Source organism: Croceivirga sp. JEA036 (genome assembly GCF_011882165.1).
In the GTDB taxonomy this organism is placed as follows: domain Bacteria; phylum Bacteroidota; class Bacteroidia; order Flavobacteriales; family Flavobacteriaceae; genus Croceivirga.
Genome location: NZ_JAATON010000001.1, coordinates 422,138 through 435,016, shown reverse-complemented (window position 1 = coordinate 435,016; position 12,879 = coordinate 422,138). Strand labels below are relative to the sequence as shown.

At 36.9% G+C, this 12,879-nt stretch carries 12 protein-coding genes; 2 read left to right on the top strand and 10 right to left on the bottom strand.

The genetic code is table 11. The features are described 5' to 3' along the window. Positions 1 to 34 precede the first annotated feature (34 nt). Entirely contained in the window at positions 35 to 1,441 is a 1,407-nt protein-coding gene (cls, locus tag HCO57_RS01550; RefSeq protein ID WP_167987535.1) for a cardiolipin synthase, read from the top strand. Here the strand turns inward: cls and HCO57_RS01545 are convergent. Beyond that, positions 1,438 to 2,505, bottom strand: a complete 1,068-nt coding sequence (locus HCO57_RS01545) for an aldose epimerase family protein (protein WP_209065937.1) — start codon at positions 2,503 to 2,505, stop codon at positions 1,438 to 1,440. The two genes, cls and HCO57_RS01545, sit on opposite strands and share 4 nt — an antisense overlap. Positions 2,506 to 2,773: 268 nt before the next feature. Between HCO57_RS01545 and HCO57_RS01540 the strand changes: the two genes are divergently transcribed. Then, a complete protein-coding gene (locus HCO57_RS01540) occupies positions 2,774 to 3,499 on the top strand; it encodes an NUDIX hydrolase (RefSeq protein WP_167987534.1) in 726 nt (241 codons plus the stop codon). A 324-nt stretch (positions 3,500 to 3,823) separates the two neighbouring features. Here the strand turns inward: HCO57_RS01540 and rimK are convergent, their stop codons facing one another. The 9 genes from rimK to galK all read right to left on the bottom strand — a co-directional run bounded on the left by rimK (position 3,824) and on the right by galK (position 12,795). Beyond that, positions 3,824 to 5,194, bottom strand: coding sequence for a 30S ribosomal protein S6--L-glutamate ligase (rimK, locus tag HCO57_RS01535; RefSeq protein ID WP_167987533.1), 1,371 nt, complete (start codon positions 5,192 to 5,194; stop codon positions 3,824 to 3,826). 9 nt (positions 5,195 to 5,203) lie between these two features. Beyond that, a complete protein-coding gene (locus HCO57_RS01530) occupies positions 5,204 to 5,989 on the bottom strand; it encodes an RMD1 family protein (RefSeq protein WP_167987532.1) in 786 nt (261 codons plus the stop codon). Between the two features lie 13 nt (positions 5,990 to 6,002). Beyond that, positions 6,003 to 6,467, bottom strand: coding sequence for an NUDIX domain-containing protein (locus tag HCO57_RS01525; RefSeq protein WP_136950679.1), 465 nt, complete (start codon positions 6,465 to 6,467; stop codon positions 6,003 to 6,005). A gap of 49 nt (positions 6,468 to 6,516) precedes the next feature. Further along, a complete protein-coding gene (locus HCO57_RS01520) occupies positions 6,517 to 6,822 on the bottom strand; it encodes a hypothetical protein (protein WP_136950680.1) in 306 nt (101 codons plus the stop codon). Between the two features lie 15 nt (positions 6,823 to 6,837). Beyond that, positions 6,838 to 7,812, bottom strand: a complete 975-nt coding sequence (locus HCO57_RS01515) for a deoxyhypusine synthase family protein (RefSeq protein ID WP_010519635.1) — start codon at positions 7,810 to 7,812, stop codon at positions 6,838 to 6,840. Beyond that, positions 7,802 to 8,740 (bottom strand): agmatinase, encoded by a 939-nt coding sequence (speB, locus tag HCO57_RS01510; protein ID WP_167987531.1) that lies wholly within the window; start codon positions 8,738 to 8,740, stop codon positions 7,802 to 7,804. The genes HCO57_RS01515 and speB overlap by 11 nt, the downstream gene beginning before the upstream one ends. A gap of 55 nt (positions 8,741 to 8,795) precedes the next feature. Next, positions 8,796 to 10,193 (bottom strand): arginine decarboxylase, encoded by a 1,398-nt coding sequence (locus HCO57_RS01505; RefSeq protein WP_167987530.1) that lies wholly within the window; start codon positions 10,191 to 10,193, stop codon positions 8,796 to 8,798. A 440-nt stretch (positions 10,194 to 10,633) separates the two neighbouring features. Beyond that, on the bottom strand, positions 10,634 to 11,674 hold the full coding sequence (locus HCO57_RS01500; protein WP_167987529.1) for a UDP-glucose--hexose-1-phosphate uridylyltransferase: 1,041 nt from the start codon (positions 11,672 to 11,674) through the stop codon (positions 10,634 to 10,636). A 2-nt stretch (positions 11,675 to 11,676) separates the two neighbouring features. Beyond that, positions 11,677 to 12,795: a galactokinase gene (gene galK / locus HCO57_RS01495; protein WP_167987528.1), complete on the bottom strand. Its 1,119-nt coding sequence runs from the start codon at positions 12,793 to 12,795 to the stop codon at positions 11,677 to 11,679. Between the last annotated feature and the right edge of the window lie 84 nt (positions 12,796 to 12,879).

Here is a 12,879-nt window from a genome sequence, read left to right as displayed (position 1 = left end):
ACTATAATGCTTAAGCTAAATTATACTTTAGCTTATGCTTTGGACCATCATCATAATAGTATACCTTATTATTTCCTTCTTTATTGTAGGAAAATTGCTTGTTAACGGGATGCGGCCTTCCAAAAGTTTGGCATGGTTGCTTGCCATTTTTACCATCCCTATTGGGGGTATGTTGTTGTATTGGATGGTGGGTAGAAACAGACGCAGAAACAAACTGTTTACGCTTAAAGACGACTTTACAAAAAACCTACCAGAGCCTCCCCGTTCTAAGCCTACGGAAGATTTAAAAAAACACCGTAGCTTAATTAATCTTATTTATCGCAATTGCGGCTACCCACTTACTTGTGATAATAGTGTAAAGGTGCTGCGCGATGGGCAAGATACTTTTAATTGCATTTTTGATGCCCTAGAACAAGCAGAAGAACACATCCATATTCAGTATTATATTTTTGAAGATGGCACTTTAGCAGAACGCTTTTTTAATATCTTAAAAACAAAGTGCGAAGCGGGTGTAAAAGTTCGCTTGATGTATGATAGTGTAGGAAGCTTTTCTTTAGACCGTAGTTATAAAAAAAGATTAGAGGATATCGGTGTAGAAGTTGGTCAATTTTTGCCGTATCGGTTTGGAAAATTTTTAGCGTCCATTAATTATCGTAATCATCGTAAAATAGTGGTTATAGACAATATTATAGGGTTTACCGGAGGTATCAATGTATCTGACAAATACTTGAAAGAAGATAACATGCTGGGTACTTGGCACGATACACATCTAAAAATTGTAGGTGATGGAACCAACCTTCTGAACCGCATTTTCTTAACAGATTGGTATTTAGCTACCAATAAAAAGGTGGCTATTCCGGGACGTAAAATTGATAAACCCATAGAACGAAATGTACCGTTACAAATAGTCCCTAGTGGACCAGACGACGATTTTGCAGTTATGGAACAGGTTTACTTTTCTATCATCAATAAAGCTAAAAAATACGTTTACATTGTAAATCCATATATTATTCCTAATCACGCTTTGCTGCAAAGCCTGCAAACAGCTGCCTTAAGCGGCGTAGATGTTCGTTTATTGATGAGTAGTACTACGGATTACACTGTGGTAGATTGGGCAGTGCGCTCCTACTTTGAAAGTTATTTAAAGGCTGGTATTAAAGTGCACTTACAACCCGAAGGATTTATCCATAGTAAAATCATGATTTCTGATGATGAAATTGCAAGTATTGGGACAGCCAACTTAGATAATCGCAGTCTGCATCAGAACTATGAGAACAATGCTATTATTTATGACGCTGCGCTTTGCAAAGAAGTAAAGGAAAACTTCTTAAACGATTGTAAAAACGCGGTGCGCTTAACAGATTTTGATGCTTACCATAAAAGAGGTAAACGACGTAAATTATTAGAAGGAGCAGCAAAGCTGCTCAGCCCCATGCTTTAAACAATTCCAAACTTAAATACAGTGGTACTGTTGTACACTTCTCCTGGATTTAAACGTACCGAAGGAAAATCTGGTTTGTTAGGACTATCTGGAAAATGCTGCGTTTCTAAACAAAATGCACAACGACGGTTAAAAGTACCCCCTGCAGGATTTTCCAAAGAACCGTCTAACCAATTGGCTGTATAGAGCTGTACCCCGGGCTCTGTGGTCCAAACTTCCATTGTTCTACCACTAGATAGTTCCTGTACCGTGGCCGCCTGGCGTAAATCTCCTTTTAATCCGTCTACAACCCAACAATGATCGTAGCCATTCCCTATTTCTAGTTGGTCATTAGTTGCATCTATGGCTTCGCCAATTGGCTTCATCCTTGTAAAATCAAAAGGTGTATCTACAACAGAGCGTAATTCTCCTGTAGGGATACTGTGTATATCTACCGGTAAGTAGGACTTTGCGTTTAATTGCAAATGGTGGTCTAACACCTCTGTATTTAAATCACCACTTAAATTAAAATAACCGTGATGAGTTAGATTGACTACAGTTGCTTTATCTGTAATGGCATGGTACACTACCTTCAACTCATTAGTCTCTGTTAAGGTGTACGTCACCTTCACCTGTAAATTCCCGGGAAATCCTTCTTCTCCATCGGCACTTAAATACGTTAATTCCAAATACACTGCATCTTGGTCTTTTCTTGTAGTAGCATCCCAAACTTTACTTTCAAAACCTTCTTCCCCTCCATGTAAATTATTTGGACCGTTATTGGCTGCCAATTTATAGATTTGGCCATCCAGTTTAAATGACGCATTGGCAATACGGTTACCATACCGCCCTACAATAGCTCCAAAATAGGGGTCGTTTTGTAAATATCCTTCTAGACTATCAAACCCCATGGTAATATTGGCATGTTTACCCTTTTGGTCTGGTATATATAGTTCTGTTAAACGCCCCCCTAAAGTAATTATGTGGGCCTTTACCCCATTGGTATTGGTCAATATAAATTTTTCTATTGATGTACCATTAGGTAAACAGCCAAAAGGAGTGTTTGTAATTGCTAAGTGGCTCATGAGTGTGCTTTGTAGTCCTATTAATGCTGAAAGATAAGATGCTTTAAAGACAATAGTTGGTAAAGCTTTTAGAAGATACTAACTATAACGATTGCGTATGAAAAAGTTGGTACAAATTGTCCTAAATAAAAGCATAATTCTGAAATAAAAAATAAAAGTAGCTGGTAGTCTAAAAAGTAGTAAACAGTAAAATTCTGCTTAAAAGAAAAAAGTCCTTTATTTTTGTTGGGATACACCAACATACTAAAAGCACAAAGAAACCTACTGGATGGAAGCTAAACTACCTGAAAAAAATACGATTAATACCAATTACTATGCTAACGAGGACCAAGTATTATTGGCTGTTGACTGTATTATATTTGGGTTTGATAAAAAACAGCTTAAAATTTTATTAGTAAAGCGAAACGTGGAGCCAGAAAAAGGCAAATGGTCTTTAATTGGTGGCTTTATGAAACAAAACGAAAATCTAGATACTACAACAGAACGCGTTTTACAATTGAATACTGGTTTAGATAATGTGTACATGGAACAGCTTTATACCTTTAGCAACGTAGTGCGTGACCCTGGAAAACGTACCATTTCTGTTGCCTATTATGCACTAATAGACGTAGCCACGCATGAGGTTAAAGATATTCCGTTAGAATCTGCCAAATGGTTTGATTTTAAGGAAACACCAGAACTTATTTTTGACCATGCAGAAATGGTAGAAAAAGCAATTTCTAGATTGCGTAGAAGAGCCATGACACGCCCCATTGGGTTTGAACTGCTTCCTGAAAAATTTACAATGAGGCAATTGCAAACCTTGTATGAATGCATTTTGGATAAAGAGTTAGACAAGCGCAATTTCATCAGTAAAATTAACTCCCTAGACGTGCTCATTCGTTTGGATGAAAAAGATAAAACAGATTCTAAAAAAGGGTCTTATCTATACGTTTTTGATAAAGAAAAGTACGAGAAAAAGGTAGCAGAAGAAGGCTTCAACTTTAAAATGTAGGGCAAAAACTTAGATGTAACGTACAGATAATCAATTCCGAAGAAGAATTGTTCTAAAAATTACTGCTAAAGTACTACTAGGATAGCTACACAATACCACAAAACTCATATGCTGTGCTTTAGGGGAACTATTTAAACCTATCAAATAAACTGCCTTCCATATTTTGACTACACACGAGCCAATTCTGTAAAGCTAAAGGATAAAATACGGATAGATTACCGCTATAAAAATGTACACTGTTTTCTTCTTTATATTTAGATGAGAAGCAAAAAAAAAGCGATGAGAAAAACCCATCGCCCTAAATATTAAATGTATTGATTGTCCTTAATGCGAGGTATATTTTAACTTACGCTCAATAGTCTCTATCATAATATTGGCAATATCTAAGCCTGTTGCGTTTTCTATGCCTTCTAAGCCTGGGGAAGAGTTAACTTCTAACAATAATGGTCCGCGATTACTGCGAATTAAATCGACCCCTGCAACATCTAAATTCAACGCTTTAGCTGATTTTACTGCCAGTTTGCGTTCTTCTGAAGTTATCTTTATTAGAGAGGCTTTACCACCTTGATGAATGTTAGCCCGGAATTCGCCCTTCTGTGCTTGCCTTTGCATGGAGGCTACTACCTTACCATTAACCACAAAACAACGGATATCTTGCCCATTGGCTTCTTTGATAAATTCTTGCACCAAGATATTGGTTTGCACACTCTTAAAGGCATTAATAACACTTTCTGCAGCCTTATTGGTTTCTGCCAAAACTACACCTCTACCTTGTGTACTTTCTAGTAATTTTATAATTAAAGGTGCCCCATCTACCATCCGGATAAGGTCCTTGGTATCTTGTGGTGATTTAGCAAAACCGGTTACTGGAATATGTATATCGTTTTTAGAAAAAACTTGTGAAGCGTACAGTTTATCTCTAGATTTAGAAATAGCATCGGCAGAATTAAGACAGTATACGCCAAGGGTATGAAATTGCCTCAGTAAAGCACAACCATAAAAGGTAACTGATGGTTTTATACGGGGTATTACCGCGTCCATTTTATCCAAAACATTACCACCTCTGTACCGTACTTGTGGCGCTATGGCATCTAATTTCATGTACGCACTTTCTACGTTCAGAAAAACTACTTCGTGCCCTCTTGCTTGTCCTGCCTCTACAATACGCTTATTACTATATAAATTAGGATTACTTGCTAATAAACCTATGGTTAGACCATCTTTTTTACGCATATAAGGTTTATAGAGCCCATTCATTTCATCATCAGAAATATCGCCCATTAAAAAACTTTCCGAAGGGTCTACTAAAAAGCGGTCGTTTAAAGCTTCTCTACCTAAGAGCATTCGATACTCCATAGTATCTCTATTAGCCAGGGTTACCTCTATGTCAAAGGTTTGGTCACCAATGCCAACTTGTGTTTTAATCACAGGACGTTCTTCTGCTATCCCTTGAGAGCTTTTTACAGTTCTGAGCCCTACCAATCTAGCTTGGCAAAGAATAGATATACTTCTGTTATCTTGAATGGGGTTCACCTCAAACCGCACCCATTCTTCTAATCCTTTTGTAAATATTTTAACCTTTGTGGCTTGCAAAGAAGAGGTTTTAGCTCCAGAATCTACTCGCGCCTTAATGGCAGGAATACCCAGTTCTTCTAGTTTACACCATTCCTCGCTTGCTACTAATGCTTTATTCATGTTATCCTTTTATTTAAACATTCGCAATATGAACATATCAAGGATTTCTACCAAGATTAGAATAATAATTATCCATTCTAAACGGCTACTTTCCTTATGGTCCATGATGTCTTTAAATAAGCTAAGGTTTTCTTTGATAATGTTTCCCTGCTCCTTAATAGTGCGGTAACGTTCCTTTAAATCAAAAATTCTTTTTAAATCCTTATCTAACTTATCTAAATTTTCATCTTCCCAAGTTACTTCATGCGAATCAAAAATGTAAAGATTCTCTGATATTTGATTGTTAATATTTAGGACTTTGCCAATGTGCCGCTTTAATTTTTTACCACCAATATCTAATTTACCGTGCATCTCTAAAAAAGTAGTGTGCTTTCTGGTCTCTTTAATAATTTGCTCTGATAATCTAGAAAAGTAATCTAAGGCAACGGATTGTGCCAAATGCATTAACGTTAATCTAATGCCTTCTACATTATCATTTTTTAGCGTTACCTTATTATTGGTCACTCTAACCCACGGTGTTTCTGCTACAAACTTTAAAGTAATATCATCCATCAGGCATTCTACTTGCCATTGGTCCGTATGGGGTTGTAATTGATTTAGGAGTGTAGCCACACGTTCGGAAGTATATCCATAATAAGATATCATTCCGTATTTAAACAGGTATATATAGGCATCTTGGTCTTTAAAAAAAAGTTCGTCCCTATCACCAAAAATGAGACTACCTAACTGCAAGTCTCTACACTTTGCAATATCTATAGCACCTGCTATATGCATTGCAACAGCTTTATTTTCCATTACTTATTTACTGCTATGAAGTACGTTGTATGGGAGAAGATTGTTGTAGTGCGTAAGTCTCTACATAAGTGGTTTCTTCTTTGGCCCCTTTATTTTTAAAGTAAGTTTTAATGGCCTTACGGTCTGTTTTATCCATATATTCTATGGCCTCTTTATAATCTAGCCACAAAGTTTCCGTAAACTTGTGCGTTTCTATAACAGCAATTGGTTTTTCTTCTATTTTACTGTAATAGTATTTTTTAGAGTAGGTAACTTCTTTAGATTTCTCTATAAAAGTAAAAAAGAGCTCTAATGCATCTTCTTGTAATTGTAGAGCTATTTCTTCTGCTGTCTCACGCATCAGTGCTTCTATGTACGTTTCATTTTTTTTTCTAATCCCACCAGGAAGGGTGTATTGTTTGCGTTTTCCCACCTTTCTCATCACTAAGACTTTCTGGTCTTTTATCGCAACCAATCTGGATTTAAAAATCTTTTTCATACAAATAAGCTTAATATGGGCAAGCAAGATAAAGCTTGCCCATTGTTTTTTATTGTATGGGCACCAATTTTTTTAAGATGTACACCTCAAATTCTTGGTCTTCCTCATCAATATCAGTTTCTATGGAAAAGGTTACCTTAAATGGTTTACCCACCCACTCTTCTGATGTAAGGTCGTAGTTTTCTAGTACTTCTGCAGGTACGTCAGAGAAATCATAGGAGGTACCATCGTCCCCCATAAAAGAATACATCTCATTAACGTAGCCGTCATACGTAGCTGCTACGGTCTGGTCTTGCACGTCTAATCCTTGTAGTGCAACCATGAAGAAAGCAAAAATAATTGCAGTTAATTTCATTCTTAGAATAGTGAATTATAAATCTAATAAATAAGCGAAAATCAAGGGTGCCACTATAGTAGCATCTGATTCAACAATAAACTTAGGTGTATCTATATCTAGCTTACCCCAAGTAATCTTCTCATTTGGCACCGCACCGGAGTACGACCCATAACTAGTAGTAGAATCACTTATCTGGCAAAAGTAGCTCCAGAATGGCGTTTCTGTTTCTTCCATATCCTGATATAGCATGGGTACTACGCAGATAGGAAAATCCCCTGCAATACCACCACCTATCTGGAAAAATCCAATTCCGTTTTGGCTGTTGTCTCTATACCAACCCGCCAAAAAGGTCATATACTCTATCCCCGATTTTACGGTACTCGCTTTTAACTCTCCCTTTAGTACATAGCTAGCAAAGATGTTACCCATGGTGCTGTCTTCCCAACCGGGGACAACAATAGGCAAGTTTTTTTCTGCCGCAGCATACATCCAAGAATCTTTTAAATCTATCTCATAATATTCTTCTAAAACGCCAGAAAGTAACATTTTGTACATGTACTCGTGCGGAAAGTAACGTTCTCCTTTATCATCTGCATCCTTCCAAATCTTATGAACGTGTTTTTGCAACCTTCTAAACGCTTCCTCTTCTGGAATACAGGTATCTGTTACCCTATTTAGGCCGTTTTCTAGTAAGTCCCACTCGTCTTGTGGCGTTAAATCTCTATAATTTGGCACCCTTTTGTAGTGCGAATGTGCTACAAGGTTCATAATATCTTCTTCCAAGTTTGCACCCGTACAAGAAATAATTTGCACTTTGTCTTGGCGAATCATCTCTGCAAAACTTTTACCCAATTCTGCGGTACTCATTGCCCCAGCTAAAGACACCAACATTTTAGCGCCATTGTTCAGCTGAGCCTCGTACCCTTTTGCGGCATCTACCAAGGCAGCTGCGTTAAAGTGTAGGTAGTGTTTTTCTATAAAATTAGATATAGGTCCTTTATTGCTCATCGTAAAAATCTTCTGCGTTTAAATTTCTCTTGTGTAATGGTTCAGCTCCATCTAATTCCTCTGTTTCAATTTCGTCTTTTCTAAATTTATAGCTCAACATTTTGTAATATAGTTTTGCAGCTAAAAAGTCAGACGAGCGGTCTATCTTATTTGGGCAAAGCTCCACGATATCAAAACCTACCACGTTTTTGCTTTCAAAAATTTTGCTTAAAAACTCTAAGGTTTCATACCACAATAAGCCACCTGGCTCCGGTGTTCCCGTAGATGGACAAATAGAAGGATCAAACGCATCCAAATCAAACGTAATGTACACGTTGTCTGTCATTAATTCTATGGCGTTATCCATCCAAAAATCGTCCGTAATCATCTCATGCGCAAAAAACACTTTATTATAATCCATAACCAAAGTTTCTGCATGGTCCATACTACGGATACCTACTTGTATTAAATTGGTGGTCTCATTGGCCTCATACAACGCACATGCATGGTTGTATTTGGTACCTTCGTATTCCTTACGCAAATCTGCGTGTGCATCTATCTGTACTACGGTTAAATCTTGGTGATATTCAGAAAAAGCACGTATTGCGCCTATAGAAACCGAATGTTCACCACCAAACATGGTTACTAGTTTGTTACGCTTAACCAGTTCTTTTACTTTATCGTGAACCGCGGCAACCATAGCTTCAGGAGAGTTAAATCCTTCCATGGTGTCTGCTAGGTAAATGCCTTCTTTATACACTTCACTATCGGTCTCTATATCATAGAGTTCCATATTCTCAGAAGCCTCTAAAAAAGCTTCTGGTCCCTTGTCTGCTCCTTTGCCCCATGTGCTTGTACCATCATAAGCTACGGGCAATAAAACTACTTTAGACTTATCCATAGCGGCATATTGGTCTGGAATGCCAGCATAGGTCCTATTTTTTTTCATTTTAAAAGGGTACTAATAAATTATTTGTTGTTTTATTTTTTACGAAAATGCTCAATTACTTGGTATACCCTAAGATATCCATAAATTTGGCTGATGTTTGTTGTTCTGCAAAAACTTTTGTAGTTAGCTCACCATTTTCATCTCTATCTATGAGAATGTGTTTTGGTGCTGGTATTAAACAGTGTTGCAATCCGCCATAACCCCCTATAGACTCTTGGTATGCTCCTGTATTAAAGAAACCAATGTACAAGGGTTTATCCTTTTTGTATTTTGGCAAATAAATAGCGTTCATGTGTTGCTCAGAGTTGTAGTAATCATCACTGTCACATGTTAATCCACCAAGCAGAACACGCTCATACTCCTCATTCCAACGGTTTATAGCCAGTAAAATAAAGCGCTTATTTATAGCCCAAGAATCTGGCAAGGTTGTTATGAAAGATGAGTTGATCATATTCCATTTTTCCCTATCATTTTGTTGTTTTTGGTACAATACCTCATAAATGGCACCGCCACTTTCGCCTACGGTAAAACTTCCAAATTCAGTGAAAATATGGGGTACATCTACTTTTGCTTCTTGGCATGCCTGGTTTATCTGATTGATGATTTCATCTATCATATAAGCATAATCATATTCAAACGCCAACGAATTTTTGATAGGAAAACCACCTCCTATATTTAGGCTATCCAAAGTTGGGCAAACGCGTTTAAGGTTAATATACACCTTTAAACATTTTAATAGTTCGTTCCAATAATAAGCGGTATCCCTAATACCGGTGTTGATGAAAAAGTGAAGCATTTTAAGATTCACTTGCTCATTTTCTTTAACAGATTGATTGTAAAAAGGAACTATATTTTTATAGCCAATACCCAATCTTGAAGTATAGAACTCAAATTTTGGTTCTTCTTCTGATGCGATACGAATACCCACATTAAACGTTCCGTTAATGTTGGACTGCAACAAGTTGAGCTCCTCATAATTATCAATAATAGGAATACAATTTTCGTGTCCATTATTGATAAGGTCTGCAATATTGTTAATGTATTTATCGCGCTTAAACCCATTGCAAAGTACAAAGGTATCTTGGCTTATTTTTCCTTTAGATTTTAGGTGATTTACAATATCAATATCAAAAGCCGAAGACGTTTCGATATGAATGTTATTCTTCAAGGCCTCATTCAACACATGCTGAAAGTGCGAGCTTTTGGTACAATAGCAATAATGGTATTTACCCTTATACCCATGCTTTTTAATGGATTTGGCAAACCACTTTTGGGCACGATGAATGTTGCCTGATATTTTTGGCAGGTACGTGAATTTTAAAGGTGCGCCATACTCAGCGATTAATCCTTTTAAATCGATACCATGAAATTCTAAATTGTTGTCTTTAAGTTGAAATTCCTCTTGTGGAAAGTCATAGGTTTGATCAATTAGATCAAAATATTTCGTTTTCATTTTTGTTTATGCATCTGTTAATTCTAAATTTCTAAAAAACACGAGAGAATAACAAGAATATCAGATACGAAATTCAAAAACGGTGTATGGTTTAAACGTGCGGTTTAAAATAGTTGCACGTCCTGACAACAAGCGGTCCTTAGAAGTCAGCCCTAGTATCCGGAGTCCTAATCTTAGAACAGCTTTTTGGGTAGACTTCCTTATCCCCAAAGGCCCGAACATGAAAAAAGTTTTCAATAAAAAGGCAATGCGTCCGGTTAATTAGTTGGACTCATTTAACGGGGCAAACATAGATAAAAAATCAATGCTGCAAACTTTTTAAATATTTTTTTTGCTTTTTATCCCAAAATAAGTATAAACCATTGATTTACAATATTTTTATTAAAACAAAAAGCTTGTCTAGGCTAGCCTAGACACGCTTTTTTACATAAATTTCTTGATTATTGCTGAGAATAATGTACGGTAGAAAGAGCATTTAATTTATCTGCAGCTTGTTCTGCAGTAATATCTCTTTGCGGGTTTGCAAACATCTCATACCCTACCATAAATTTTTTCACAGTTGCAGAACGTAATAAAGGAGGATAAAAACTCATATGAAAATGCCATTCTTCATGCAAATCCCCATCAGTTGGAGCTTGGTGTATTCCACTGGAATAAGGAAAAGAAACCTCAAATAAATTATCAAATTTTGTAGTCACTACTTTAATGGCTTCTGCATAATCTTTTTTCTCTGCTACTGTTAATTGCAAAATATGCTGTACTTGTCTTTTGGGAGCAATCATCACCTCATATGGCCATACTGCCCAATAAGGAACTAAAGCAATAAAAGTATCGTTCTCAAAAATGATACGCTCTCGTTGTTCCATTTCTTGCTCAATGTAAGCTAACAACAAACCTTTTGCATTGGCTTGCCAATATTCCTTTTGTTTAATACTTTTCTTTTCTACCTCTTGCGGAACAGAATATTGTGCCCAAATTTGACCATGAGGATGCGGATTACTACACCCCATCATATCTCCTTTATTTTCAAATATTTGCACATGGTTGATGCCTTCTTTAGCACCAAGTTCTTGGTATTCTTTTTGCCAAAGTTCTATGACCTTTTCTATCTCTTCTAAAGACATAACAGGTAAGGTTTTAGAGTGGTCAGGAGAAAAGCAAATTACTTTACACAGCCCCGTTTCTCCATTGGCACGCAATAGGCCGTCTACGACCTCATCATTTGGCGTATCTGCAAGCAATGCAGAAAAATCGTTAGTAAAACTGTAAACACTATCGTAATTTGGGGTTTGTTGCCCGCCGGCTCTAGTATTTCCAGGACACAAATAACAATTTGGGTCGTACGTAGGTCTTTCCGCTACAGGCGGCTTTTCTTGTTTGCCTTGCCAGGGTCTTTTGGTTCTATGTGGCGATACCAAAACCCATTCCCCAGTTAAAATATTGTATCTTCTATGTGGATGTTCGTTAAAATCTAGTGCCATAGTTATGAGTTTATAAGCGTTGTACCATTACTAGGTAAAGTAGTGAATTGGGAAAGTTCTATACCAAACTTTGATTTATAAGCAGTGGCAGCTTTAGATACAAAGTCGGCAATGGCATCTTCATGAATTATATTTAAGGTACAGCCACCAAAGCCGCCCCCCATCATCCTAGCTCCTAATACGCTAGGTTCATCTTGTGTGAGGGCAACCAGATAGTCTAGTTCTGGACAACTTACTTCATATTTTTTGCTCAATCCTTGATGCGTTTGGTACATATATGCTCCAAACTGTGATAAATCTCCCTGTTTCAAAGCTTTTACAGCTTGTACAACTCGCTCTGTTTCTTCTACTACGTAAGAGCTTCTGTCATATAGTACAGGAGACAAGTCGTCCTTTACTTCTTGTAGCATCGCAAGCGTAACATCTCTATAATTTTTGACCGTTTTGAACTTTTGTTGAACTACAGCCAACGCGTCCTCGCATTGTTGTCTTCTAACGTTATATTCTCCACTGCTTAAGTTATGGGTTACATTAGTATTTAAAAGTAAGAGTTTATAAGGTTTAAAATTGGTGGGGATATACTCAAATTCCAGAGAATTACAATCGAGTAACATGGCATGTTTTTCTTTGCCCATGACGGACGCAAACTGATCCATGATTCCGCATTTAGTTCCTACAAAATTGTGTTCTGCCCGTTGTGCTAACTTTACAATATCCCATTTAGAAAGTCCCAATTTAAATAGCGCATTAAGACCATAAGCAAAGCCACATTCTAAAGCTGCGGAAGAACTAACACCAGAACCAATAGGTAAAAAGCTTTCTATCTCACAATCAAAACCCGCCAAGCCTTCTTTTAGCTGCTGAATTTCATGCAAAACACCCAACAAATAATTCTCCCAACCTGTTGTACTTTTTTGCACGTTGTCTAAATTGATGCGTAAAACACCATCAAACCCTTTACTCCGCACAGAAGCATCGTGCTGAGTACCATTTTTTGTAAACTTTAAATGTATGGTTTTATCTATGGCTGCAGGCAGTACAAATCCATCATTATAATCTATATGTTCCCCAATCAAATTAATTCTACCAGGAGAGGTTAAATGTATTTCTGTAGTATTCATGGGTTATTTTCTTAAACTTTACACAGCATTACTACTGTTTGAACAAATATAGAAAATATTTTAAGTGTATATACTACATTTATT